Annotated in this window: 27 protein-coding genes; 9 read left to right on the forward strand and 18 right to left on the reverse strand. The window is 39.8% G+C overall.

Translation table 11 applies throughout. The features are described from left to right. Positions 1 to 589: 589 nt before the first annotated feature. The 6 genes from V1500_RS13305 to V1500_RS13330 all read right to left on the reverse strand — a co-directional run bounded on the left by V1500_RS13305 (position 590) and on the right by V1500_RS13330 (position 5,123). On the reverse strand, positions 590 to 979 hold the full coding sequence (locus V1500_RS13305) for a hypothetical protein (protein ID WP_409299882.1): 390 nt from the start codon (positions 977 to 979) through the stop codon (positions 590 to 592). 23 nt (positions 980 to 1,002) lie between these two features. After that, positions 1,003 to 1,779, reverse strand: a complete 777-nt coding sequence (locus tag V1500_RS13310; protein WP_409299883.1) for an SDR family oxidoreductase — start codon at positions 1,777 to 1,779, stop codon at positions 1,003 to 1,005. Positions 1,780 to 2,395: 616 nt separating this feature from the next. Then, positions 2,396 to 2,563 carry a hypothetical protein gene (locus tag V1500_RS13315; protein ID WP_409299885.1) on the reverse strand — a complete coding sequence of 56 codons (168 nt, stop codon included), beginning with the start codon at positions 2,561 to 2,563 and terminating at the stop codon, positions 2,396 to 2,398. A 103-nt stretch (positions 2,564 to 2,666) separates the two neighbouring features. Beyond that, entirely contained in the window at positions 2,667 to 3,491 is an 825-nt protein-coding gene (locus V1500_RS13320) for an alpha/beta fold hydrolase (protein ID WP_409299887.1), read from the reverse strand. 389 nt (positions 3,492 to 3,880) lie between these two features. Continuing rightward, complete coding sequence (locus tag V1500_RS13325) at positions 3,881 to 4,747, reverse strand: esterase/lipase family protein (RefSeq protein ID WP_409299889.1); 867 nt, start codon at positions 4,745 to 4,747, stop codon at positions 3,881 to 3,883. A gap of 232 nt (positions 4,748 to 4,979) precedes the next feature. Further along, positions 4,980 to 5,123 carry a hypothetical protein gene (locus V1500_RS13330; RefSeq protein ID WP_409299891.1) on the reverse strand — a complete coding sequence of 48 codons (144 nt, stop codon included), beginning with the start codon at positions 5,121 to 5,123 and terminating at the stop codon, positions 4,980 to 4,982. 202 nt (positions 5,124 to 5,325) lie between these two features. Here V1500_RS13330 and V1500_RS13335 point away from each other — a divergent pair, with 202 nt between their 5' ends. After that, entirely contained in the window at positions 5,326 to 6,750 is a 1,425-nt protein-coding gene (locus V1500_RS13335; RefSeq protein ID WP_409299892.1) for a S8 family peptidase, read from the forward strand. A gap of 198 nt (positions 6,751 to 6,948) precedes the next feature. Here V1500_RS13335 and V1500_RS13340 read toward each other — a convergent pair whose 3' ends face one another. Continuing rightward, a complete protein-coding gene (locus V1500_RS13340; protein WP_409299894.1) occupies positions 6,949 to 7,197 on the reverse strand; it encodes a hypothetical protein in 249 nt (82 codons plus the stop codon). Between the two features lie 311 nt (positions 7,198 to 7,508). On the opposite strand from V1500_RS13340, the gene V1500_RS13345 reads away from it, so the two are divergent. Next, on the forward strand, positions 7,509 to 7,649 hold the full coding sequence (locus tag V1500_RS13345) for a hypothetical protein (RefSeq protein ID WP_409299896.1): 141 nt from the start codon (positions 7,509 to 7,511) through the stop codon (positions 7,647 to 7,649). A 141-nt stretch (positions 7,650 to 7,790) separates the two neighbouring features. Here the strand turns inward: V1500_RS13345 and V1500_RS13350 are convergent, their stop codons facing one another. Both V1500_RS13350 and V1500_RS13355 read right to left on the reverse strand, forming a co-directional pair. Next, positions 7,791 to 9,239, reverse strand: coding sequence for an aldehyde dehydrogenase family protein (locus V1500_RS13350; RefSeq protein WP_409299898.1), 1,449 nt, complete (start codon positions 9,237 to 9,239; stop codon positions 7,791 to 7,793). A 627-nt stretch (positions 9,240 to 9,866) separates the two neighbouring features. Beyond that, the gene (locus V1500_RS13355) at positions 9,867 to 10,586 is read right to left on the reverse strand and encodes a YebC/PmpR family DNA-binding transcriptional regulator (RefSeq protein ID WP_409299900.1); all 720 of its coding nucleotides are present in this window, start codon (positions 10,584 to 10,586) and stop codon (positions 9,867 to 9,869) included. A 512-nt stretch (positions 10,587 to 11,098) separates the two neighbouring features. Here V1500_RS13355 and V1500_RS13360 point away from each other — a divergent pair. Both V1500_RS13360 and V1500_RS13365 read left to right on the forward strand, forming a co-directional pair. Next, entirely contained in the window at positions 11,099 to 11,245 is a 147-nt protein-coding gene (locus V1500_RS13360) for a hypothetical protein (protein ID WP_409299901.1), read from the forward strand. A 191-nt stretch (positions 11,246 to 11,436) separates the two neighbouring features. Further along, positions 11,437 to 11,592, forward strand: a complete 156-nt coding sequence (locus V1500_RS13365; RefSeq protein WP_409299902.1) for a hypothetical protein — start codon at positions 11,437 to 11,439, stop codon at positions 11,590 to 11,592. Between the two features lie 78 nt (positions 11,593 to 11,670). On the opposite strand, the gene V1500_RS13370 is transcribed toward V1500_RS13365, so the two are convergent. After that, positions 11,671 to 13,341: a diguanylate cyclase gene (locus tag V1500_RS13370; protein WP_409299904.1), complete on the reverse strand. Its 1,671-nt coding sequence runs from the start codon at positions 13,339 to 13,341 to the stop codon at positions 11,671 to 11,673. 635 nt (positions 13,342 to 13,976) lie between these two features. Here V1500_RS13370 and V1500_RS13375 point away from each other — a divergent pair. Both V1500_RS13375 and V1500_RS13380 read left to right on the forward strand, forming a co-directional pair. After that, positions 13,977 to 15,383, forward strand: a complete 1,407-nt coding sequence (locus V1500_RS13375) for a processed acidic surface protein (RefSeq protein WP_409299905.1) — start codon at positions 13,977 to 13,979, stop codon at positions 15,381 to 15,383. Then, a complete protein-coding gene (locus V1500_RS13380) occupies positions 15,380 to 16,042 on the forward strand; it encodes a class D sortase (protein WP_409305986.1) in 663 nt (220 codons plus the stop codon). The genes V1500_RS13375 and V1500_RS13380 overlap by 4 nt, the downstream gene beginning before the upstream one ends. Positions 16,043 to 16,167: 125 nt before the next feature. On the opposite strand, the gene V1500_RS13385 is transcribed toward V1500_RS13380, so the two are convergent. From V1500_RS13385 to V1500_RS13405, 5 genes are all read right to left on the reverse strand, one after another. After that, positions 16,168 to 16,686: a GNAT family N-acetyltransferase gene (locus tag V1500_RS13385; RefSeq protein ID WP_409305987.1), complete on the reverse strand. Its 519-nt coding sequence runs from the start codon at positions 16,684 to 16,686 to the stop codon at positions 16,168 to 16,170. Positions 16,687 to 16,917: 231 nt separating this feature from the next. Next, complete coding sequence (locus V1500_RS13390; protein ID WP_409299907.1) at positions 16,918 to 17,202, reverse strand: hypothetical protein; 285 nt, start codon at positions 17,200 to 17,202, stop codon at positions 16,918 to 16,920. A gap of 301 nt (positions 17,203 to 17,503) precedes the next feature. Next, positions 17,504 to 17,842: a hypothetical protein gene (locus V1500_RS13395; RefSeq protein ID WP_409299908.1), complete on the reverse strand. Its 339-nt coding sequence runs from the start codon at positions 17,840 to 17,842 to the stop codon at positions 17,504 to 17,506. A 153-nt stretch (positions 17,843 to 17,995) separates the two neighbouring features. Continuing rightward, positions 17,996 to 18,664 (reverse strand): ribose-5-phosphate isomerase RpiA, encoded by a 669-nt coding sequence (gene rpiA, locus V1500_RS13400; RefSeq protein ID WP_409299910.1) that lies wholly within the window; start codon positions 18,662 to 18,664, stop codon positions 17,996 to 17,998. 521 nt (positions 18,665 to 19,185) lie between these two features. Further along, complete coding sequence (locus tag V1500_RS13405; RefSeq protein WP_409299912.1) at positions 19,186 to 19,692, reverse strand: CBO0543 family protein; 507 nt, start codon at positions 19,690 to 19,692, stop codon at positions 19,186 to 19,188. A 254-nt stretch (positions 19,693 to 19,946) separates the two neighbouring features. Between V1500_RS13405 and V1500_RS13410 the strand changes: the two genes are divergently transcribed. The 3 genes from V1500_RS13410 to V1500_RS13420 all read left to right on the forward strand — a co-directional run bounded on the left by V1500_RS13410 (position 19,947) and on the right by V1500_RS13420 (position 24,055). After that, positions 19,947 to 21,518 carry a spore germination protein gene (locus V1500_RS13410; protein ID WP_409299913.1) on the forward strand — a complete coding sequence of 524 codons (1,572 nt, stop codon included), beginning with the start codon at positions 19,947 to 19,949 and terminating at the stop codon, positions 21,516 to 21,518. A 52-nt stretch (positions 21,519 to 21,570) separates the two neighbouring features. Continuing rightward, positions 21,571 to 22,749, forward strand: coding sequence for a Ger(x)C family spore germination protein (locus tag V1500_RS13415; RefSeq protein ID WP_409299915.1), 1,179 nt, complete (start codon positions 21,571 to 21,573; stop codon positions 22,747 to 22,749). 223 nt (positions 22,750 to 22,972) lie between these two features. Then, positions 22,973 to 24,055, forward strand: a complete 1,083-nt coding sequence (locus V1500_RS13420) for an endospore germination permease (protein WP_409299917.1) — start codon at positions 22,973 to 22,975, stop codon at positions 24,053 to 24,055. A 76-nt stretch (positions 24,056 to 24,131) separates the two neighbouring features. Here the strand turns inward: V1500_RS13420 and V1500_RS13425 are convergent, their stop codons facing one another. The 3 genes from V1500_RS13425 to V1500_RS13435 form a co-directional block, all read right to left on the reverse strand. Next, positions 24,132 to 24,560, reverse strand: a complete 429-nt coding sequence (locus V1500_RS13425; protein WP_409299919.1) for a hypothetical protein — start codon at positions 24,558 to 24,560, stop codon at positions 24,132 to 24,134. 40 nt (positions 24,561 to 24,600) lie between these two features. Next, complete coding sequence (locus tag V1500_RS13430; protein WP_409299921.1) at positions 24,601 to 25,530, reverse strand: YsnF/AvaK domain-containing protein; 930 nt, start codon at positions 25,528 to 25,530, stop codon at positions 24,601 to 24,603. 159 nt (positions 25,531 to 25,689) lie between these two features. Beyond that, positions 25,690 to 26,586 carry a sulfite exporter TauE/SafE family protein gene (locus V1500_RS13435; RefSeq protein ID WP_409299923.1) on the reverse strand — a complete coding sequence of 299 codons (897 nt, stop codon included), beginning with the start codon at positions 26,584 to 26,586 and terminating at the stop codon, positions 25,690 to 25,692. Positions 26,587 to 26,612: the final 26 nt, after the last annotated feature.

A 26,612-nucleotide genomic window follows, 5' to 3' on the forward strand; every position in this document is an offset into this window, starting at 1 on the left:
AGCAATTGGGGATGCAGTTCATTAAGCATTTTTTTAGTTTGTTTGATGGAACTGGTTATACCGTTTATTAACGGATAATTTCTTTTAGTTCCCGCAAAAATTCTCTTTTTTCCTCCAAGATTTCACGTTTAAAATCAATGATTGCCCTTAGCAATCTTCTTCTGCGTTTTGACATGATCTATCCCCCCTCTCAAATCATTTAATATATAATATGAAAACTTGTCCTTTTTGGTCACAGACATTTTCCTAAACTTAAAGAATACTTATTAATTACATTTTGCTTCAGTTTCAAAAGACATCCGGACCTCTGCGTATAATTTATAGTGTAATACTCCTTAGTTACTCTAAAGTTGAAGCTGGTTAATAAGGTCTGAATGCTCTGGCAGCCATTCTTTAATATATTCCGGCAAACGTCCGTCATTATTTATACTTGTATGTCCCTTGCTCAATAGCTCAGAGTCTTGTCCTTACTTGATACAAATTGCCAATTGGTTTTATCCTGGCGCGATTTTTGCTGCTTTATTTACTTTATTTGGTTCATCCTATATCTTTCCTCTGTTGGAGACCTGAGTAATCTTCAAGCAGCTTATTAAAAAATCGGTTTATTTTTTTCTTTTCGTTCTTTCTTGGCTTCATGCTTATTTTGTGATGAACCAGAAATTTGCGCAGTATTTCCATTTGTCTTTAGATGTCGTAGCAATTGCTCTACGCGATCAATTTTTTCCTCCAGTTGGACCTGCATTTTGGCCACATTTGCCATATCGCGTTTTGTAGAAAAATTCAAGATAGAAGATATTGTTTCCATGGACTCGTTCATACGGTTGACTTTTTGTCCAAAATTATTTGCACGCCGGCTTGCCATTTTGATAAAATCCTTATTGTTTATATCATGAATTATACGATCCAATTCTTCTTCTTTTTTGGTTCCTATTTTTTTTAGGCTATCATAGAAAACAGATCTTTTCGTTTTTTCGTCCATATATACTATCCTTTCTGTAAACGTTAGGCTGTAGCTGTTATTCCGCCATCTACATCCAGTACATGTCCGACTAAATAATCTGAAGCACTTGACGCCAAAAACACAGCTGCCCCTTTTAAATCTGTATCGTTTCCGAACCGTCGTGCAGGAATATTAAGAGCAATATCGAAATTTGATTCTTCCAATACTTTCTTTGTAATCTTCGTGGGGAAAAATCCGGGTGCAATCGCATTAACCTGTATACCATGTCTCGCCAATTTTACGGCTAGGTCTTTTGTAAATGTGATGATCGCACCTTTGCTGGTGTTATATGCGATAGCCTCCATTACATCGGGTGAGGTACCACCATGGCCTGCAATGGATGCAATATTGATTATTTTGCCATACCCTTGCTTGACCATGACCTTTGCAGCTGCCTGTGAGAATAAAAATGTTCCATGAACATTAACGTCTATAACTTTTTTCCACTTCTCTTCCGGTAACTGCAAAACCGGTGAAATCCATGATATCCCGCTGTTATTCACGAGAATATCGAGCCTGCCAAAGACTTTCATCGTTTCATTAATAACATTTTCTACGTCTTCTTTTTTGCTTATATCACAGCTGCAAGCAATCGAATCGACGCCAATTTGTTTCAATTGTCCACTAACTTCCTTGCATGCATCTATATTTCTTGAACATACTACTATGTTTGCTCCCGCTTCTGCCAAAGCATGAGCAATCTGTTTGCCCAGTCCGCGGCTGCCTCCCGTGACTATCGCTGTTTTGCCGGACAGGTCAAATAAACTGTTCACATTCATGATCTGGACCCTCCAATCATTTTTCATCACTAGGAAAAGTAAAAGACAGTCGGCGTCCCTCCTTCCTATCGTGTTAATACACTATGCAGAAATAGATGAATTGGACAGGGACAATTGTATATTTCATCCTTTTTTGTTTTAAAAGATTCGTTTTACGTGATTATTCTTCCTTCAAAGTATGTTGTAGTAAAAATCCCCTATGAAGGAGAGAATTTCAAAAACGTTAATAATTAGCTCCTTTCAAAACAGCGATGAATACAAAACTAAAGATTGGGGACTTTCATTTGGTACCATCTATATACCGCACAGGCGGAAAACACGCAGACTAGGCTCCCCCTTCTGGTTGCACTAAGGAAAGCGAGTGCCTGGAGCGGATAGTAGGAAACCTAGCGGGTCTGCTTGGAATTGTTTGAGGCTTCCTGTTAATAACTTCCCAGTTGGCCCGGATCCGCCTTTTGGCTTCAGCCCCTCGACCAATTTTTATTCCTCCGTAACGAAATCAGCCTCCGATAAATGTACGAAGTTAAGGATAAATTGGCTTATAAGCTAGTTTAGAAGGGTGTATATTTGTAACAGATGAACCTGAACCGTTTTGTTTTGGAGATGAGCTTCGGCTTTACTTCATTGTGTGTAGCAAGGATTCAGCAACATCAGGAGTTATTTGTACAAAAATGGTCTCTTTTTTCTTTTTCGGCTTTAGGTCCAAATTAAGGACTACCATAAGGAAAAATTCATTACAGATTCTGAACATATCAAAATCTTCAATAGATATAATATCCTTCATAATTTTTGCCGTCCACTCGTTTCTTTTATTGGATTTGATATACACTGCATAAATTTTTATTTTTTAGCTTTATGAAAAGTCCCTGTATAATAATAAAAATACGCTATTTAAAGGCATCTAAGTGTTGACTTAGTAAAGACTTTACTTTATCCGGCTGCTCCAAATGGATAAAATGCCCGGCATTTTTTATCAAATGTATGTCAGCTTGCGGAAGGCTCTCTTTTTTTAGTTTGAATGCAAACTCTACAGGAATATAAGAATCACTTTCTCCCCAAATGATAGAAACTGGTTGTTTAAAGCTGGACAGTTTACCTTTATACTGCGTCACCTTAGCCATAGTGGCTGATCTGTATAGCTGAAGTACTACTGAACTTGATTCGGGTGTACGGAATACCTGAAAAAAGTCCCATAATGTGGCCGTATCTGCGAACGGTACGGCTGGCTGCATACCAGTACGGAAAGCATCCCAATCCGCTATTTGCTTCATCAATTGTTCACCTGCGCCAGGTGTTCTCCATATCTGGGCTAGCTTGTGCCATTTGTATTCATCTGAAATGGTAGTATCAGATATAATCAAGCTTAGCACTCTATCCAGATTCTCACATGTCCAGCTCAAACCTATCAATCCTCCCCAATCATGTACGACGAGATGCAGCTGTTCCAAACCTAGCATCTCTGTGAACTCTGAGATGAATTGCTCATACCGGTCCCAAGTGGATATCTCATCAAAACAGTCGCTGTTGCCAAACCCTGGTAAATCGGGTGCGATCGTGCGAAATCCATTTGCCGCTATAGCCGGCAGAATTTCCTTCCAAATGAGACTTGTTTCCGGAACACCATGAAGAAAAAGTACTGGCACGTCATCTGCATTGCCTGCCTCAAGATAAGCAACTGTCTTACCTTTTAAATTCAAACTTTTCTTCTCCAAGCTTTAACCCCCTAAAATATCTTTATTAAAGATTGTTCAGTCCGAAATGCACAATTTCTTTACAAAAACGAAAAAAAGAGATAGGACCGGCTCCGTGCCTGTCTTTATCTCTTATTAGTATGTTTGTTATTCTATTTTTGCCTGTGTTGGAATGAAAACAGAAAATGATGACAGCCCGATTTTATCATTTTTACAATATATTTTAATTTATGAACTCCGTATCTCTTCCATGCTAAACATTTCAATATATAAATCCCGAGCTTATCCAAAAATCATCAATAATGTATTATTCAAACTAAAATGTAAAGCAACATAATTCCTTTTCATATACTCCTATTAGCTGTACAAATTGACTGATTACAAAGTGAATGCAATAACATTACATATGGTTATCGGGCCGTTAACAGAGCCCTTGCCGGATTTGCAGGACCGTCATATTCCAGGGCATCAAAGATAAAAGAAAATACATTTGGATCATTAGCAATCAATAGGTGCCCTGTCATGTCTAGAGGGAAATAATCCTGAAGTGTTATGTTCATCAATCTCTTTTCTGGACCGGATAGAAACGCTGATGTATACGGGACTACAATTTCATCAGTCTTTGTTGTTATTACGGTATAGGAAATGGTTCCAATGGTTTCTTCCCCATCATTTAAATTTAAAAGGAATTCTGAACCAGCCTTCTGTTGGACACAAGCAGTACAAGAAGCCAATTCTGTTGCTGTCAAAGTAAGACCCAGGCCAACTGCACCTTCTGTCCCGTGATTAGATGGAGTAAGGCCGATCAAGTCATCCACTTTTTTGGCACCGCCTAGATATTTCATATAATAGCGAGGCATCATGCCTCCCTGGCTATGACCGATAATTGAAACCTTTTTAGCTCCGGTATGTTCTAACACTTTTTCAATAAATTGATTTAGTTCTTCAGCAGAGTGTTCAATTTTCCCGGTGGAAGGCCCGGCAATTGTACGGCCATAATTTAGGGAATATACACAATACCCCTCAGCCGCCAAAATAGGTGAAAGGTTTACCCAATTCCTGTCCATGGTTTCGAAAGTCCCTGGTACGAGCACGATGGGATTTGGATGTTCTGGTGATGGCCTGCATGAGCGAATATTTGCACCGGGAGGCGGTGTACCCTGTTCTGCCAAGAAATCATTTTCAGCTAATCCCAATAAATACATGGCTTTGACATCACTGAACATAAAAATAGATAAAATGACTGTAAATGACAACATGACTCGATAAATACTCAATGTTTACTACCTCTCTTTCGGGATTTGACTAAATGTCACAATTTTCTTGAAATTTATACCACTACTCCCATTATTTGAAACACTGTCCCTTCTAATTTACAAAAAATAAAAAAGGAACCCTTAAAGGATTCCTGGATTTTAGTCTCTTTCTTTTCGCTCATTCATGTATTATTAAAACTATGGACTGTCCAGCCTGGCAAACAGGAAAATCCAACCACCAAAGCGGTAAGGCTTATGAATTGTTTGAGCCTTTTGCGAGAGAAACTGACGGGCCGTTTATATTATCCTTTGCCGAGTCTTTTGTCTTCTTAGAATATTCTACATGTCTGTCCATGTCCCTTGCTTGTTTTAGAATTTCAAGTTTCACACTGCTCAAACCTCCACCTCCCAAATAATGATGAAAGAATCCTTACTATTATTCCCCTCGATTGTTGTGAAATGTACTCCTCTTGTATCAGCTTTCTTTGAGAAACTTATTCAGGAGCTTTTGTAATCTCGTTACACCACTTTTTCCCATAATTAAAAAACCTGTAAAGAAACAACATAATAACAAAAATGGTCCAAGGAGCTGTACATACATGGCCAGAATAAGAACCCTATTAATATCCGCATTCATCTTTCTTTGTCTTGCGGCAGTTTATCTAATTTGGTTAGGCGGAAATAATACCGAAAATCAGGAGAATGGGACTGCAAACCGGTTCAGCTCATCCCCGCCTCGACTATTGCAGGACGGCGCCACACAGGAGATCCTCCGCATCAATAGTCTTGAAGATGGAGCATCCATTAAAACGCATCTTCGTGCACATCCTCATATCACACTGGTTAAGCACAATGCAGTAGATGAAAGCCATTATCATGAAAATGAAGTTACCGTAAAATTTAAAGATTATCCCAGTACACAAGAACTGCAGAAAATAGAGAAGGACATTAAGGGTGAAGCCATCAAAACATTCAATTCATCGATTGTATTCCGATCGAATACCCTTAATTCGAACGATCTTCTTCAGTATTTTAACAGAAGCAACCATGTTGAATTTGCTGAACCAAATTACTTATATATTCAAAATGAGCGGAATGTGCCTAATGATTCCTTATACAGACGCAGATATCAATGGAACCTTCCTGTTATACAGGCTGAGCAAGGATGGGATATTTCGCGCGGCAGCAAGGATATCGTAATAGCAGTAGTCGATTCCGGTGTAGATTTACATCATCCAGATTTACGGGGCAGACTTACGAGCGGGTATAATGTTCTGGCAAATAACCATATTCCGGATGATGACAATGGACACGGAACGCATGTAGCCGGAATCATTGCATCAGAAACGAATAATGCCCGCGGTGTGGCAGGATTAACATGGTACAACAAAATCATGCCGGTAAAGGCAATGGGAGCCAAAGGATATGGTACAACATTTGATGTCGCTAAAGGGATAATTTGGGCCACTGACCATGGCGCTGATGTCATTAATTTAAGCCTGGGGAATTACCAGCCGTCTGCGGTAATGCATGAAGCAGTACAATATGCTTTTCGCAAAAATGTAGTCATCGTCACAGCTGCTGGCAATGATAATACCGATCAGCCAAGTTATCCTGCAGCCTATCCCGAAGTATTAAGCGTCGCAGCGGTGGATTATCAGGGAAACCGCGCACCCTTTTCAAATTTCGGTGAACATGTGGATGTTTCTGCACCTGGAGTCGAAATTCCAAGTACTTATTTTCATCAGCAGTATGCAGCATTATCAGGCACATCTATGGCCTCCCCGCATGTAGCCGCATTAGCTGGTTTAATCAAATCCAAAAATCCGGATTTGAAGAATACCGATATTATGAAAAATATTGGCAGGACTTCTTATGACCTTGGAGCAGCCGGGGTTGATCAGTATTACGGCAGCGGTTTGATAGATATCAGGAATTCCCTGCAAAATGTGAAAGAATCAAAAAACAGGAACGAAAAGAACGATGTTTTTTTTGAGCGACTAAGACGACTTTTTACCAGGTAACGATTGAGTAACACTTTGTAAATTCCATCCATAGGATTCCATACTGTCTTAACCGAGTCCTATGGATGAAAAAGTTCACAGAATACGCGCTGACTTCCAGAGTATAGTAATGCAGTCTTTAACAAGAAAGAGCTGGAATAGAGGAAACTAATTCGCACCTTCATTAAAGAAAGCAACAGTCCTTCAACAGCAAAAATACTAATCACCGTAATAAAAACCAAGTGCAGCTTTTACTAAATCCTGAATTTCTCCGGTTTCATACTGTCTCCATTCCAAAATTTCTTCTTTGGTTATCTCCATCTTCGCGTCCTTTAGGACAACCCCGTTCTCGAGCTCTATATCCAGAGTTACAATATAATCATCATTCTTCCAAATGTTCTTTATTATGTAGTTTTTAATTGCTGTACCTCTTTTTATTCTTTTGTTCTCCATTCTTGACATACTCATTTCTCGCACTCCTTTAAAATCATACCTCCTATAATACTCCCGTTAGTCATCAAGTGGAATATGATGAAATCCCTGGTACAAATGAACTATTTTTAAACAGTGTTCGTTTTTGGCATATTACTGCAGGCAAGTAACATTTAGATTGCTGGTTTTTCAATTCAAGCTCTGCATAACTATGAATACTTTGCTTTTTATGTACAAAAGCATCAATTACATGTTTTTATCTCACTTCTATTAATGAACTAAGGATGAAAACGGGAATTATTTTTACCCGCCGGTGCATATACATCCATAAAAGGAGGGATACACCATTGGCTTATATGTGGGCGGTTACGATCGGTTTTCTTTTATGCCTTGGTTTCCTTAGCGGTGGTTTTTTGTATGTGTTAAAGAGATCTCTTAAAATCGAAGACTCTAAAAGGATTGATCCTCTAAAACGCAATGATACTTAAAAATGGATTCTAGATTACCTTACAGGTAATCTTTTTTGATAAAAGGATGTCGTTTTGTATTTTTTAAAATGATACTTAGGATATTGTCGAAAATAGGAAATTAAAAAAGGCTACAATCTGTAGCCTTTAGTCTAAAGCATGCTAGAAAGGATATTCCCTAGGCATAGTCTGAACAGATATCCATTTAGTCGTGGTAAATTCATGCAAGGCCCATTCCCCGCCATAGCGACCCAAACCTGAGGCTTTCTCACCTCCGAAGGCAACAATCGGTTCATCATTCACTCCCTGGTCATTTACATGAATCATTCCTGTCACAATTTGTTTTGCAACTTCTACACCATGTTCTATTGAACCTGCATGGACTGCCCCGCTTAAACCATATTCACTGTCGTTAGCAACTTTTATGGCTTCTAATTCGTCGTCTACAACGATAATTCCCACTGCAGGGCCAAAAATCTCCTCCTGCGCAATCGGCATATCATTGGTTACGTCCACTAGGATTGTTGGAGGAAAAACATTCCCCTTTGTGTCTCCCCTCAGTGCGTACCTGGCTCCCATTTCAATACTTTTATCAACTAAATCCTGAATCCTGCCTACTTGCTTGTTATTAATCAGGGGACCGACAACAACATCTCGATCTGCAGGATCCCCATATTTGATTTGTGATGCCTTTTCGACTAATACCTTAACAAACTCCTCGTAAACGGGACGCTCCACAATAATCCTGTTCAGAGACATGCAGATCTGGCCGGCATTCAGGAACTTTCCAAAGGCTGCTGAGCCTGCAGCCTTCTCCACATCCGCATCTTTCAGCACAATCATAGCATTATTTCCGCCGAGCTCCAGCGCCACCCTTTTTAGATGCCTGCCGCAAAGTTCTCCAATATGTCGGCCCACTGGGGTAGATCCGGTAAAGGAAATAATTTGGGGAATTGGATGTTCTACAAAGGCATCCTTGATTTCCGAAGAACTGCATACGGTTATGTTTAACAACCCCCTTGGAATCCCGGCGTCTTCAAACAGCTTTCCCATGAATAATCCACCTGAAATCATCGTTTGCAGGTCGGGTTTAATTACCACACCGTTCCCTGCCGCCAATGCAGGCGCCAATGACCTCATTGTTAAATGGAAGGGGAAATTAAATGGACTGATAATTCCCACTACCCCTGCTGGGTTATGATATATTCTATTCTCTTTCCCAGGTATCACAGAAGGCATGATTTTGCCATGCATCCGAAGAGGAAACGTAGCTGCTTCTTTCATGATCCCTATGGCTCCGTCTATTTCTATCTGTGCCTTTGTGTGAGAAGCGCCATTCTCTGCAATTAATATTTCAACGAGTTCATCCCGTCTTTGCTTAACTAAATCCACCGCTCTTTCCATGACAGCCACTTTATCGTACGCATTGACTTCCTCCCACTTTTTTTGTGCATCCCGTGCTGAGCGGTAAGCTACATCAATGTCATCTGAGCTAGCAAGGCGGATTTCTGCTAGTGTCTCGTCGTTGTATGGGTTCTTATCCTCATACACTCTTTGGCCTTTACCATCACGCCATTCTCCTCCAATAAATTGTTTGTCCCATTTTTTCATAATGTTTTATCCTCCTTCGTTTGTACACTTGCACAATTTTTTGGATAACAAAAATAAATCACGTCCCAATGTGCCATATTGATCCATTAGTAGCTAATTTGAACAACTTTATGTACGGCATTCCCGCCTTGTTATTTTACACAACAGGTCATGGTTTTATTTTTTTGGAGTAAATGGTTTGGCTACCCTTTATTACCTGTTAAGCACAATAAACACATAGAGCTCTTTTGAAGACCGATTATATGTATTGGTTAAAAAAATGGAGCTGCATCAGCAACTCCTTTAATTTACTTATTTCTGCATTTTTTACATACTTGGATTATTTCACTTTGCTCTTTCTTATGTGGATACAGGAGTTTAATTCCTGTGCTTCCGCATAATGGACACTGGCCTCTCCCTCTTGCAGGAAGGGGTTGAAGGGTTTTTCCTCTGTATCTTTTAGCCATATTACCATCAATCCTCTTCAGGTCTTTTCTTTATCTAATGTTGAAGAGGTTTAAATATTGATGGGTTATTTGCCCATTTATTTATCTGCCTTCACTAAAATTTTTTAGGACAAACAGCATGTAAAAATACGAGCCTGCTGTCTTCAAAAAAAAGCAGGCCTGTTGAAGGCCTGCCCTGTCTTTATTCTCCAAGGTCTACGTTGTGGTATACCTGGCGAACATCCTCTAAATCTTCTAAAGCGTCAATCATTTTTTCGAATTGCACTTGTGCATCTTCAGGAAGTGTTACTTCACTTTGCGCCAGCATTGTCAATTCTGCAACGCTGAATTCAGTTATTCCTGCAGTCCTGAATGCTTCCTGGACCGTATGGAATTGGTCAGGTTCTGCGTATACTATGACAGAACCCTCTTCTTCCAGTACATCGCGCACATCCACATCTGCTTCCATTAATAGCTCAAGTACTTCTTCCTCTGTTTTGCCTTCGACTCCGATCACGGCAGTGGCGTCAAACATATATGCTACTGAACCGCTGACTCCCATGTTTCCGCCATTTTTACCGAATGCTGCACGTACGTCGGAAGCGGTACGGTTGACGTTATTGGTCAATGCATCGACAATGACCATGGAGCCGCTTGGACCAAATCCTTCGTAGCGAAGTTCATCATAATTTTCTTCTGAACCGCCTTTTGCTTTCTCTATGGCCCGGTCAATGATTGTTTTTGGCACGTTATAGGTTTTAGCACGCTCAAGTACGAACTTCAATGACTGATTTGATTCAGGATCCGGCTCCCCCTGCTTGGCAGCAACATAAATTTCACGCCCAAATTTTGCATAAACACGACTTGTATTTGCGTCCTTCGAAGCCTTTTTCTCTTTGATATTGTTCCATTTACGGCCCATATGTCTCACTCTCTTTCAACAATGAATCTTTTTAGATATGATTTAAAACAATTACCTGCTGTCTTCAAAATAAATATTTTATACATGTTTTATTGAAGATGCTGGCTTTATACACTAGACTATTATACCTTAAATGGATAATTTGTTAAGAGTATTGATTCAAAAACACCTCTTGTTTCTAAACTCCAAAGTGCGTTATGGAAGCAACCAATGCCTGTATTCATAATTTTATACAGAAGGCGAATAAAAAAGTTTTCTTCAGAAGACACATGGTGTTTTCAATAAAGAAATGAAGGATGCATTCAGGCAGATGCACTCATAACTTAACAAATTAGGGATTCCATTGATACAGAATTCAATTCTTTGTCCCAAATGTAAATTTCTATTTCTTATCCTGTATTTCAGTCCGCCTCCAATTACCTCTTCATGCTATCAAGGCGTATAGATCTAAAAAATAGCCGGCCATAAATTCAGCCAAACAGGATATGTTAAATAGTAAAGGAGGTAAACAAATGTCTGCTACTAACAAACAAGATGAACTAAGCAGCTCTTCTCATAAGCATCGGGCTAGGGCGCGCATCAGAAACAGAAATTCGACAGACTTCAGCAGTGCAACCTTAAGGCGTGTGGCACTCATGCCTTTGTCCCGTTTCCGCTGAAGCCAGTGGTGCTGGCGCATAACTTTTACAAAACTCACTGTCGCTATCCGGCACCCTTGAACTATCTAATACATCCAGAAAACAAAATAAGACATTTTATAACAGAAATTTGTCTTTGTTGAGATTAAAAAATTCACTAACACCGCAGATTATAGTACTATAGACTTATAAAGTCCATCAGGAGAAATATTATGATAAGCAATTACGAAGCTCAAATATTTTTAAAAGAAATTGGTCGATTAATCGACGATTATTATAGATGTAAGGAGCTAAGGGTAAAAAACGAAATTGGTTTGGAAATCCAATTACTTACCCAGCTGATTTCCTCGGAACTGATAAGTAATTAATATTTTTCATTTTGTAATTTGGAGTTAAAAAAAGAAAGCTTCCGAGTCCAGATGAGCTTTCTTTTCTTATGTAGCTATTTAACTAAGGCTGGTGGCAATAACTTTGTCTTTGCCGGTTCTTTTTGCTGAATATAGATTTTGGTCAGCTGCAGACAACAGCTGCGCCCGATTTATATTGCTGCCTCTGACCGTGCAGACACCGATGCTTACTGTTACCGGCAACTCTCCTGTAATAGTTCTCCAATTCGCAGATTTCACTGCCATTCTAATCTCCTCCGCACTGCGGAATGCTGCATCTTCACTTACCTCAGGAAAAAGGATGACAAATTCTTCTCCCCCTATTCGTGCCACTTCAGCTGTTTCCATTACAGTAACTGTCAGGATTTTAGCAAAGTGAACCAGAACAGCGTCTCCCACTTCATGGGACAAGGTATCGTTAATTTGTTTAAAATTATCTAAATCAATGATTGCAGCACTTAATGGCTGGCCTGTTAATGCCACATTTTCAATGAGTTCTTCAAGATGCGCATCAATATATCTTCGATTATGCAGGCCCGTAAGAGGGTCACGAAGAGCCATTTCGCGGTAATGTTCACTGTCACGTCGTGCTTCCTCTGCATCGACTAACCCACGCAGGATCCGAGAACGTGATTCCCTTTCTGCCAGGCGTAGTTCTTCATTTTCAGCGTGAAATGAACGATGCTCCTCATACGCCTCCCGGTAACGGCCAGCTGCAGCAAATAGCTGGGCTTGCTCCAGCCTAACCTGAACTCTAAGGACGGACAAATCATGCTCTTCACAAATATGCCTTGCCTTATCCAGGGTGCTTTGGGCCGATTCAAGCTTCCCCTGAAGCCTTTGCGCTGTAACAGCAGTTAAAAGGCATTCCGGCAAAGATGTCAATTCAATTAACAGCCTGCCTGTAAGGTCATGCAATACAGGAGTTAAAGTTACTTCAGCGTCAGCGGGCCGTCCTAATAAAATTTCTATTCGTGCAATGGTATCCAAATACAAAGCATCAAGCTGAATCTTGTATGTTTGTGATAGCTGCCTCAATTGCTCCATAAGCTCCAGGGCAACTGCCGCGTCATTTAGCTCATAAGCAGTGAAAGCCATATTATTTAGGGTGATTAAAGAAAGTTCATAATCCCCCGCGTCCTTTGCAATATTGAGCACTTCTTGATACCTCTGCGCTGAATCATCATAGGCACCGTTTTCATCCAAAGTGAGGGAAAGGATAAGCAGATGTTCTGCCCTGGTATAAGGAAGCATCGTATCCGGCGAATAGTCCAGCGCCCGTACTGCATGCTCAAAAGCACTGGTATTGTCCCCGATTCTCCGATAAAAACTAGCAAGCTGACGATGGCTGCATGCCATCACATGACGATTTTGTTGTTCATGGGCCCATTTGTTTACCTCGTGAAAGATTCGTCCTCCATCTGCAACTCTGCCCTGCCTGCTAATGACATCCGCATGAATTAGTCTCGCACGCATATTCAAAGCTTCAATGCCTAATTTTTCTGTTATTTGAAGGGCTAATTGAGCTGGCACTATTGCTGCATTTAAATTCCGAAATGGTATGATTTCCAAAAGGTCCAAAGCCGCATCGAGGGAAGATGGACTATCTTCACAAATATGAGTGGAGCGATCATGGTCTTTACATTTTGCATAGTGGGCAAGCGGGTCTCCTCCGGAATTCCAAATAGACTCAACTTGGCAAAGAAGACAATTGTGATTTTGTAACAGCAAAATGATTCCCCCAAACTCCGATATGTAATAATGGATTAAGATTTACACTACTTACGCAATTTTTCTTTGTATAGCTGAGTATCCCTCTGTTCTGCATCATTTCAGAAAATCATTCAAAAAAAATAATGACATTCAGCACAATTTAAACTATCAAACATTTATGTCTTGATACTATAACACTACTGAATATTCAGATTAAAACAACTACTATAAACCCATCCAGCCATTTTATGGAAAGCAGTTTATGTAAAGCGTATGCTTAAGAATTACCCTATAGTAAAATAGAAGGAATACGGATAAGTTTTCCAAACTTAAATATACTATATTTTGTCATATATACCAACATTATAAGCAAGAAACATTCCCTAATATTATGTATTAATTTATGATTCATTGAAAATAGGCATTATTCCTCATCTAGATGCTTTTTGATAAATAGCATAAAAACTATCTGACAAGACTTGACTATAGAGTCCAGTTCTCCCCATATAATAGTGATTTCCACTGTCATAACAAATTACATGAATTCCTCGATTCTGCCAAACTCCTATAAATGGCATACATTACCTATATATTAAAGATATACTAGTAAATTATAATTTTCAGGAAATGTATAAAACAAAAAGGAGAACAGCATGAGGAAACTTGGGGTATTTTTGATTTCTTTAACGTTGCTAATAGGCTTATTTCCGGGCTTTATCATGGCAGCTGAGCCTTCCAGCTTTGATAAGGAGCTGGATTCGTATTTACAGAAGGTTTCTCAAACCAGGGGTTTTGACGTTACAAGAGAGGATATTGAAGCATCTCTGGCTGCCTATGATGAATCCCTAAGTGATTATCATAGTATTCGTGATTTAAAGGATGTTTTAGGTGAAGTTATCAAAAAAGATCTGAGCAATCTGGATCTTATTACTGAAGATTTTGGTCTTGACCAAAAAGGGATTGAAAAATTACTTATCGATAATGGTGAACAATTAAGCGATTACGTTTTTTTATATGACCTATATGATGCCATTGAATTGTACCGATTCGAGCGCGATCCTAACTTTGATCAGGATTTAAGCAATTTTATCTCTAAAATCAGTAAAATTAGGGGTCTCAATATTACTAAGAAAAATATTGAAGACTATCTTGCCAGCTTTGATGATAGTCTCGATACGTTTGAAACCGTGGATGATCTAAGCGATTATCTGGGAGAAGTCATTAAGTCTGATTTAAGCAACCTTGATCAATTTAATGAGTATTATGGTCTTGATAGGCAAGCAATTGAAGATATACTGAAAGAACACAACAAAGACCTGTCGGATTACATTTTCATTGATCAATTAGATGAAGCAATTTGGGAATATACAGATGGCAATCTACCCGGTCTTGATGAAGAGCTTGCGGCTGATATGCTTCCAATCTTTGAACAAGAGTTTGGTTTGTCAGAGGACGAATTAAACAGGATTGAGAAGCATCTTGAATCGTTGGAGGGTACACTTTCCGACGAGCAGACTATGGAACGTTTAGATCAATTGGCTGAACGGATGATGCGCTTTGAAGAGTTTGATTCTGCCAGCGATCTATCTGCACAGGACATTGCAGAAATATCTTCCATTTATGATGAATTTCTGTCCATCTTTAAGTTAAAGGCGAGCTTCAGCCTTGTAAAAAATGACAAAGAAACAGCAATATCATTTGCTGATTTGATTTTCCTGGAAGAATTAAAAGGCGCTAAATTAAAGGTGAGCCTTTACACAACAGATGGAGAGTTTCTGGCTGACCTCCTTGTCTCTGAGGCACTAGTAGATTCCGAAACGCTGACTGAAACAGGCGAACAAATGGAAGAGGCAGCACAGGAAGCAGAACAGGTTTTTTCTCAGCCAGCAGGCCCTAGAATTTCGCAGAAACATTCCGAATTAAAACAAGGTACACAGCAGAAGACAGTTAAAGGAGCAAAGCTTCCAAAAACAGCTACTAACTATATTTCCAATGCTATTCTTGGAGCGTTGATCGCTTTAGCTGGATTCTTTGTTTTCCGTCATGTTAGGAAAGCATAGAAATGAACAATAAAAAACAAGGAATCAACCGCAAAAAACGGTTGATTCTTCTTGCTTTGCCGTTACTGCTAATGTTCATTGGGGTTTTGCTGTCTTCCGCAAATCTGTATAAATTTGCTTATGGGTATTTCATCTACAAAACTTCCCCTGACAATCATTCTGTTGAAGCAAAGACCAAAAATGATCCTGATACAGAGAAACCTAAAGTAAACCAATCCCAGGATAAAGAGGAACTTTACCCGGTAAGGCCGAAAATTGGTGAAAAAATGGGTAAACTGTTTATTCCGAAATTGAATGCTACTCTCCCTATCTATCATGGTACTAACGAGGATGAACTAGCAAAGGGGGTAGGACACTTTGCCGGGAGTGTTCTTCCTGGTGAGAAAGATAACTCTGTCTTGTCAGGTCATCGTGACACTGTTTTTAGAAAATTGGGCCAAATAGGAATAAACGACATTTTAATCGTTCAAACAAAGGCCGGTGAATTCCAATACAGAGTAAATAAGGTCAGGATTGTAGATGAAAATGACCGCACTGTCATCGTTCCAAAACCGCGTGCTACTTTGACTGTGAGTACGTGCTATCCTTTTGATTATATAGGGTCAGCCCCACAGCGGTACATTTTGGTCGCCCATCTTGTGAAAAAGACAATTAATTAGGTAAAAAAGGAACTGACAAAAGGGTTTGGGAACATTTCCATTCGAACCCCCTTTTGTCAACTACCTGAACGCTGCGGCACGCTGCAGCTTTTTCTGTTATATATTTCATTATAATTTAAACTTTACTATTCATTAGAAACAAGGCTTTTATAATAAAAAACGCTAGCATCCAAGCTTCCATTTGCAGACAACGCATAGCCTGGAATTCGCCCCGCTTCTATGAATCCAATGGATCGGTATAAGTGATTAGATGGATCTCCTTCCCTGGTATCGAGTACAAGAAGACGAATGCCCTCTTCTTTCGCTCTTTCTTCAGCTTTGTTCATTAATGCCCGGCCAATACCCATCCTCCTGTATTTTGGAGAAGTCATCAATTTTGCTATTTCTGCTCTATGGCTGCCATTTTGCTTTTTACATAGCTGCAATTGAATGCTTCCTGCAATGTCATGATCAATCTCAGCAATAAACAAAATAACTCCAGGTGCCAGTACGCTTGTCCAGTAATGAGCTGCATCTGATTCGGAAAGCGGCGGCAAAAACCCTACGGATGCACCGTCATCCACCACACTAACCAAAAGTTCGGAAAGCTGCTGTTGGTACGCATCAACCAATTCTACCTCTACAATCTTTAACTTTCTATCCATCATAAACACCCCGCAGAATAGTATGTATAACTGCAATAATACCATCTACTTGTGGAATCTTATATATCTCGTGCAATTTTATAAATTCTTTATTTGGGACGACTGATTAATGGATTGCACGAAGAATAGACAGTTCCAAACCTTGGACTGTCTAGGCATATGATAAAAATTGAGTTACCGTTCGTTTTCAGCAATTATTTGTTGGATTAGTTAACTATTAAGTTCTTTTCATTAAGGAATGCTAGGACTTTTACCATGCTCAAAATCATTAATAATAATAAAGTCACCCGTGTTGACAGCCCTCTCAACTTGTCTGTATGTGAAGATGGAATGGTCATGCTCTACTCCTTCCACTTCCTGGTCCCAATCAATCCTGTATGCTATTCCACCATCAAATACCGCTTTAAAAACAACACCCATACCTAGACCATTACATTTTTCAATAAGGTCATCAGAAAGAATAAAAAGGAATTTATCGCTCAGAAAACCGCTGTTATTCCTGCAATTACCACACATATCATTTCTCCTCCTGCAACTGTTTTTGTTGGAAAAATTTTTCCTGCAGTGTTGTCGTAAGTTTTAACATTTTCTCTTATTTTTAATCACTAATGTTTTTCTATTGAGGGTTTACTGTCAGGATATGCAGGCAAGATCCTTTTGGGTACCTTTTTTTATTCAGGGTAGACATCAATTACTTGTGTGAATTTAGAAAAAGGCTTAATAAAGTTCCCATGGACAAACAAGACCTTTGCTTCTAAAACAAAATGGCTGCATAAACGGCAGCCATTTTGTTGTAACTATTAACTTATATGTACATTTATTGGATAGCGGTAAAAGGTTTGTGTTCCTCCTGGGTATTCACTTTATCAATTTTATCTACAAACATTTGAAAGACCTTCTTCTTCTCTTCCAAATCCTTGATATCTTCCTTTAACTGAGTAAATTTCTGCTCAAATGGTTTATGGTACATCTCCCTGATTGTGCGAATAATTTCATCGTTAACTGTGGATTGGACCACCTGTTTTGTAATACTAAATTTATAAGAATAAATTTGAAGCTCTTTCTTTACTTGTTCGTACTCCCGATCAATATCTCTTAACAGACCACCTATTTCTTCTTTCCAATCTGCTAAAGATTTTTTTACATGTGCCTCCATGATATATCCCATCTCCCTGCCTGCGCAAAAACTGCTGAAAAATAATTACTTTATCCAAAATTGTAGCAGTCTATCTTTTCAGATTGATTGCTTTCCTATTACATTGTGCAATTGAAATATTAAATAGATTTTACAAAACAAGGATATGCCCTTTCATCTTGATAAGAGGTCTATTGCATCATGGTCACGACCTACTACAACAATGTCGGCCATTTTTGAGAATATTCCATTCTCAATGACACCCGGAATCATATTAATTTTTTTGCATAGTTCTTGAGGGTCTGCTATTGCATCAAATTTGCAATCTACAATATAATTACCGTTATCTGTGACAAAAGGATCCCCATTGCGCAACCTCAGAGCTGGATTACAATTTAGTTCTTGTAGCTGTCTGATGGTTATTTCTAACCCAAATTGAACAATTTCAACTGGTAATGGAAAATGGCCAAGCGTTGAGACACATTTAGTTTCATCCACAACTATGATGAGCCGACGGGAATTCGATGCAATGATCTTTTCTCTCAATAATGCTCCCCCGCCTCCTTTGATCAAATCTAGGTCAGGGTTCACTTCATCCGCACCATCAATTGTAACGTCCAATTTTGTAACCTTCGATAAAGGAATTAATGGTATGCCGTTCTCGTTTGCAAGCTTTTCAGTGTGCTTTGAAGTAGGGACTGCAGAAATATCAAGTCCCTCACTGACCAGCTTCCCCAGTTTTTTAATAGTCCAATAAACTGTCGAACCGGTACCCAATCCGATTGTCATTCCCTCCTCAATATACTGGGTAGCGGCTTCTCCAGCCATTTGTTTTGTATGCATTAAAAAGACCCCCTTCTTTTGCTGCATTCTTTATGTCTTTCGAACACTGATCTTCTACAGTTAGAAGCTTAGATATGTAATTACCTATACCCTTATCTAAAATTTTTTGTTGAACGATGATGAAAAAATCTTCTATATATATTGAACTAAAGTTTTCCTTTATGATATGGCTGTTGGATTTTTGCGGCAGGCGCTCGGTTTTCTTGAGAGCCAGGGATTTGGCGCCTCTGCGGTTTCCCTATGCCTGCTTCTTACGCAGGATTTTAAAATGGCTTCCGCGGAATATTGCTAAGCACCAAGATCATGCCATAGCGTTTTCGAGGAGTCTCGCACCTTCCACTCCAATCAACAGGTTTGTAAATATAGGTACCAAATGAAAGTCCAGTATCTTTAATTCAACTTTTATAGTACAAAGGTAAATTACATTATAAATTTACAAGCTAGGATTAACCTGGGATGTTGTAATCTTGGTGATATAAAATGAAAAGCCGCCCACATGGCAGCTGTAAAAATCACAAAATTCAGATAGTAAATTTGAAAGGAACATTAAAGTGACCAAGTAAGAAAAAAATAATGAAAATCGACAAAATATAAGCCAGGATTGGATGATATTGATGCAGAGCAATGATTGAGAACATCATTAAATCAAAGAAGTATGAATACCAAAAATGCCATCCATTCTGATAAGAGATCCGGTCAAATTTCAGTAAGAGCCATTCTACTGCTATGTAAATTCCTGACCATAAAAATATGTAAGCAACTCGTCGGCTCCATTCTTTCGGGAAATGCTGCAGAAAAAGAAAAATGCTAACCGGCATCGTAATGAGTGCATAAATAATAACTGTCATGTCATGATTGAATAAGAAATCAGGATGGAATTTCCATAGTGTATAATCCTTTACCATATATTCATAAAGCAATCCCCCGGTTGCTATGAAAAACATGCTTGCATGGTATTTTTTCCACTCCTTCCAATTACCCCACTTAAACGAAGCTAAAACTGTCAAAATTGTGATTGCAACGTGCATAATCACTGCCCTTTCGAGTAGTTTTGTTTTAAAGTCTGCCCTGTTAACCTTAAATGCATGTGTAATAAAGGTATTTGTTCCGTTTTTTTGAACATACTCAATATACTCCATGTTGACGATATGTTACACAGAAAGCTCATGGAGCATTGGCTCCCAGATAAAAGACCCAGTGTTTTCACCAGGTTGATTACATAGATTTCCCTTTCATGGTTACATTAAGAAAAGTAATAAAAAGGAAGGATGGGTACTGGTCTATGTTATCACTGTTCAGGCGTTCTAAAAAATCTCAAAAGGAAAAAGATTTTACCAAAGTATTGGAGCAAACGAATCCATCCGACTCCACTGATTTACCTATTTATCCTTCTTTAGAGGATAATCTGCAGTTGATCAAGAAGGTATTTGAGAATTCTTCGGATGTCAATTTTCGCAAAATTCAGGTGAATGAAACACTTAAGGGACTGGTAGTCTATATAGATGGTATGGCTGATACTAAAGCAATTGGAGATAATGTCCTGAAAGAATTGCTGGCATCATACAGAAAAAATCCAGATCAAATACAAAATAAATCAGAACTGCAAAATAACGTCTCTTTTCCTTCCGTTCAATTTACCAAGGAATTCAAAAAGGTGTTTTCACAAATACTCTTTGGAGCTGCCGTTCTTTTTGCCGATGGCTGCGAGGAAGCAATGATCCTTTCTGTGAGAAAGGGAGTCCGGCGGGGTGTTTCAGAACCTACCACTGAAGCTTCTATTCGCGGACCCAGGGAAGGCTTTACGGAAAATCTGCGTACAAACACGGCACTTCTCCGATTTAGGTTAAAAACGACGAAGCTAAAGTTCGAACCATTCGTAAAGGGCGAACAAACACAAACCAATATTGTGCTCTGTTATATCGAAGGTTTGGCAGATAAATCGGTATTGGATGAAGTTAGAAAACGATTGGATCGAATCGAAATCGACAGTGTTTTGGAAACAGGATATATAGAAGAGCTGATTGAGGACAATCCGTATTCGCCCTTTCCTCAGCTGCAATATACGGAGAGGCCGGATGCTGCAGCCGGGCAGCTTCTTGAGGGCTGCTTTGCTATTTTTGTTGACGGTACTCCTTTTGTATTAATAGGACCTGTTACTGCGTGGCAAATGCTCCACGCAAGTGAAGATTACTATGAACGATTTTATATCTCCAATTTCATCCGCTGGCTGCGTTTCTTTTTTCTGTTTGTCGCATTGTTTACACCAGCTCTTTATATTGCAGTAACAACATTTCATCAGGACATGCTGCCGACAACATTAATTTTAAGTATAGCTGCTGCCAGGGAAGCCATTCCGTTCCCTGCTCTGGTAGAAGCATTAATTATGGAGCTAAGCTTTGAAGCATTAAGGGAAGCTAGTGTCAGGCTGCCAAAAACAGTCGGACAGGCTGTTAGTATATTAGGTGCGCTTGTAATTGGCCAGGCCGCTGTAGAAGCTGGAATTGTATCGGCCCCGATGGTAATCATAGTTTCCATGACAGGGATAGCATCATTTGCCATTCCAAAATTTAATTTTGCTATTTCAATCCGTTTGATTCGGTTTCCACTAATGATATTGGCGGGAGCATTCGGTTTGTTCGGAATTATAATAGGCTCCTCAGTCGTAATTGCTCATGTAGCACAGCTGCATTCTTTTGGTGTTCCCTATCTTTCTGGCCTGGCACCTCTAAAACAGCATGAACTCAAGGATATTTTGGTAAGGGCGCCTTGGTGGAAAATGATTCACAGGCCTTCTAGTTATGCAAGACGTAATCTAAAGAGGATGAAGAGAGGAAATCAAACAGCTATTAAATAGCATTATTTTGCCATTCAGTCTAATTATGCAGCCAAGAAGAAAGGTGATGGATTTGTTAAGGATATGTAAACTATCGGCAATAATATTGGTCCTCCTTTCACAAACTGGATGCTGGGATCGCCGGGAAGTAAATGATGTCGCTTTTGTTATCGGCAGTGCCTTTGATAAAGAAAAAGATAAGCTGCGTGTCGCTTTACAGGTGGCATTGCCGGGACAGCAGGGCGGTGCAGGCAGTAAGGGCGGCGGTGGCGGAACGAGCGGAGATCAATCTTATTTCATGCAATCAGACACTGGTAATTCAGTCAGGGAAATTAACAACCGCCAGCAGCTTGCTAATTCCCGCCAGCTTTACTTTGCCCACAGGAGAGTTGTCTTGATTGGAGAAGAACTTGCAAGATCCGGGCTCGAACCGGTAATGGATGTATTGGGCCGCGTGCCTCAAAATCGTTTAACTTCTTATGTTGTGATAACTGAGGACAAAGCAGAAAAGGTATTGGAGACTAATGTTCCGGTTGAAAAATACCCTGGTGAATTGATTCGAGAACTGGCTGTCAATGCGATGAGAAATCCCCGTTCGGTTAAACATGCACTCAATGCGATGCTTACGGAGGGAATCGACCTTGCTGTACCATATGTGTCATTAACAAAAAATAAGGGTGGAACTACCCCGAAAATTGTGAAAATCCAAGGTTTATCCGTATTTCATGATAATAAGCTGGCGGGTTTTTTAAAGGGTGATCAATCATCTATGGCTTTAATGTTAATGCAAGAAGCGAAAACTCCTGAATTCACTTTGCCTGCACCCCAGGGGACAGGATCTATCACTGTAAGGGTCGAAGAGTATTCAACGGATAAACAGCCTTCTATAAAGAGAGGAAAAATCGGTTTTGACATAAACATTAAAGGACGCGGTCTTGTAGTTGAAAATGAATCGACTATGCAGCTATCGACTGAATCACAGTTGGTAAAATTAGAAAAGGCACTGAACGCAAAACTAAAATCAGATACTGTTAAATCCCTTCACGCACTCCAAAAAAAATATAATTCTGATGTGATCGGCCTTGGTCAGGCACTCCATCTGAAGGAGCCGACAAAATGGCCGCGTTATAAGGATTGGCATTCCCATTTTCCAGGGGTAGAGACCGAAATTCATCCCCATATAATTATCGAAAACGTGGGCCAGGTCATAAAACCTTTGGGAAGGAGAGATAAGGAGTTAAAGCATGATTAAAGCAATTTTACTTGCTTGTATAGTTGCAGCATTGATTATATTCCTGGAGAGGAACAGACTGAAGAAGTCCTCAAATAGCTCACGGTTGATATTTTACTCACTTCTTCTTCTAAGCGCAGCTATTGGGGTTTACAACAACACACAAGTAGAGCCTTTTCGTCCGCTTTTATGGCTGCAAACTATCCTGGAACACATAAACCCGTTATGAAAGGAGTGTCATGAATTGGAGAGAGTATCCCGTCTGCAAATTGTAATGCTTGGTGCTACCCATTTAATAAGTGCCACACTTGTGAGTGTCCCTGCCCAGGCAGCTCAATATGCCAGACAGCAAGTATATTTGTCTTTAATAATCGCTGCAATAATCATTGTTTTATCATTATGGCTGCTTGATCGGGTCATGCGAAGATTTCCAAAGCAGGACCTGTTTAAATCTTTAATGGTAAACGCAGGAGGAAAAGGAATAGCTGTCTTATATGTATGTTTCTTTTTCTTTATTCTTGTTCGTGATTTCAGGATGTTAGGTGATTTCGTGAAAATCTCGCTTCTTCCCGATACGCCCCCTATAGTGATTGGAGTCCTTTTAGTATTTGTATTTTGGTATATGACCCGTGGCGGTGCGGAAGCCCTGGGACGCATGGCGGAATTATATCTTCCATTGCTTATTGTTGCGGTCCTTTTTATTCCTCTTATTATGGTTAAAGATTTTGATCCGGTTCTTATGGCTCCTTACCTGCCAATAGAACCTATCGGAGTGTTAAAAGGAGCATGGTTTTTTGTAGGATATATAGGAGAAGTCATTGCGATGGTCTTTGTGTTTTCAAATTCAAGCTATCGGTTCAGATATGGACTTTACAGCTTATTGTTGGGTACAGGAGTTCTTTTTATTTTGGTTGTTTCGTCCCAATTGATTCTTGGTACCGTATTACTTCCAAGAATGTTCTATCCTACATATGAGCTGGTACGCCATATAAATGTTACCGATTTTTTAGATCGCTTTGATTTGCCGCTGGTTGGCGTTTACCTCCCTGTTATGTTCATAAAAATTTCTTTCAGCTTATATATTGTTTGCTTGGGGATAGTGAGGCTTCTTCCTGACGCTTCGGGCAAACTGCTTGTTACTCCTGTTTCTGCATTAGGTTTTGTTTGTGCATTCTGGTTTTTTAGAGATGCGATACAATTATTCAATTTTAATCGCAGCTATCCATTGATTGCACTATTTTTTGAACTGCTTATTCCTATACTGCTTTTCTTTTTACTACGCCCAAAAGAAAAGGTGAACAGTGAGCAGCCTAACTCCTCAGCCTGAAAACCAGCCCGATCCTTGTATGTCCATTTGCATTCAAAAGGGCCCCTTTTTAAGAGCCCTTTTCAAATGTTATTTACTAAAAATTCTGTGCGACAATCGAACCGGGTGTTGCCGGTGCCGTTAGTTTCTCTGGACCAGTCTCTAAAAACGACTGGCGATTCTTATTCTGGGCCAGTTTCTCACGCAACCCAAGAGACTTCATCGGATTCATAACCTTATCACGTGATTGTTTATTTCTCATGAGATAGGCTGCTGTTCCAATAGCCAGCGATCCAAGAATTTTATTTTTAGTACTCATATTGGCGATTGGGTTGTTTGCCGTTTTAGACCCGCTGAATGTAGTGGTATCTTTTCTGCTCTTTACAGGTAAATCTTCTACAGCCTTTCTAGCCTGCGGGTTCGTTAGTACTTTCATTTGATTCTTCATCGTTTCTCGTGCATCCTTATTTTTCATTAGATACGCAGCGGCACCGATGGCTACTGTTCCAAGCAATTTGTTATTCATCTTTTTCGCCCTCCTCTAAGAATTAATAGCTGCATGGTACTTACCTGTCCAGACGATTATCTTGATCACGCAAAATTCGATTGTCAGTTTCTTCTACATCTATATCCTCTTTTCTTAACGTGTCGGAAACTTGTTGTGTTTCGGTTACAGTCTGTTTTCCTATCACAATTTCATCCGTTACGACGGCCCTTTTGTTGACATTTATCTTTTCCTCTGTCAATGGTATTCGAATGGTTTCATCCTCCCCAATCGGGCCAGCATCAAGAGCGTCTGTGTCTCTGACACTGTGGTGTTCTACATATACTTCTTCATGCTCTACTGGAACATTGACTGTTTTTTGTTCTTCTTTAACTTCCTTGTTAATGACAACCTCTCCTGCCTGGACTCTTTCTTTGTTTATTTCCAATTGTTCTTCACGGAGGCGCAGCTTCCTTTCGTCATCGAGATGAGCAGGCTGATTACCGATTGAATATATGCTGTCAGTGCTATTGCCGTCGATTACTGTGTTTCTATCTCCCATGGTGGCATCTACCGAATTACTTTCTCCTAATGTGGCATTCACAGAGTTGTATTCTCCTGAGGTTCCATTTGCAATATTTGAGTTTCCATCTAATAAATCTGATGTATCTTCATCTACAAGAACAAGGATCTTACCTTGTTCAACATCGGCCACATACCGATCAGCCTCTGTAGAGGGCAAGCCTGCAGTTGATAAAGTATCATGGAGATCAACACTACCGGAATCTACAGAAAAAAACCTGGCTACTTTGTCCATGAAGGTTTCATCATTATCATGTTCCGCTGTAATGGTATCTACATTTAAGGTTGTAAAGTCGCCAAAATCAAACCGCTCTTCCCTATCTGCTACTAGAGTAATATCATTTCCATCATATCCTTTTGACTTGAGCTCCTGTATTGCAATAATAGCTTTTGAACCAGAATCATACACTCCATATACATGTTTATCCATTATGTTTCCTCCTTTAAATGTTGTATGCCAAACTTATACCCGGCATGCTTAAGCCTAAACGATAGGCTGATTGGTAAATGAGGAATTAAATGGAAATTTCATGATAATCCATAAAAATACAAATAAAAAAGAGAGAGGTATTGTTAAACACCTCTCTCATTACCTTTGGATTGAAGACCCAAGATTTCTTTTGGAAATACTGATTGTTTTCCTGATGGATACGATCAAAGCTGCGGCCCAAAGCAATATTACAATCGTATAAATCATTGGGTAGAAATCTTTTTGTTCAGGAAGCCACGAGAGTAAGAGGGTACGGAGATTTACTAATATGATAAACCCTCCAACAAAAACTCCCATCATCTGAGCAGGCAGGATGCGAACAAACCAGGCTGCGAGTGGAGCTGCAAATAAGCCGCCAAGCATAAGAGCGCCTACCCACATCCAATTTACTGACTCCCAGCCTAAAGATATCATAAAGCCAATAGTTGCAGATAGGGCAACTGCAAATTCCGTTGTATCCACGGTCCCAATCACCTTCCGTGCTGTCATCCCTTTTTTGGATAGCAGCACAGGAGTGGCTATCGGCCCCCAGCCTCCGCCTCCCGTGGCATCGGCAAATCCGGCAATCAAGCCTAGTGGGATTGACTGGCGGTATGGCAATGGAGGGTTATCCTTCTCCTCCGACTGCTTAAATAGAAATAAGAACCGAATGATCACATAAATTCCCAACGCTAATAGAAAACAGGATACGTAAGGTTTTACAAGGTCACCAGGCAGATTGCTTAGAAAGCAGGCCCCAATGAATGCTCCTATAGAACCAGGCACAATCAGCTTAAATACCATTTTTCGATCAACATTGCCAAACCTTATGTGTGATATGCCAGATGCCGCAGTGGTCACAACCTCTGATAAGTGGACGGAAGCAGAGGCAACAGCCGGGGCAATACCAAACGCCAAAAGGAGCGAAGAGGAGGTGACTCCGTATGCCATACCCAGGGATCCGTCAATTAATTGGGCTAAAAACCCAATAAAGGCCAGTACAAATAACTTTTTCATGTTACCTCCTTCTCGAGAAGACGTAC

This window comes from Peribacillus sedimenti (assembly GCF_046237635.1).
Lineage (GTDB): Bacteria > Bacillota > Bacilli > Bacillales > DSM-1321 > Peribacillus > Peribacillus sedimenti.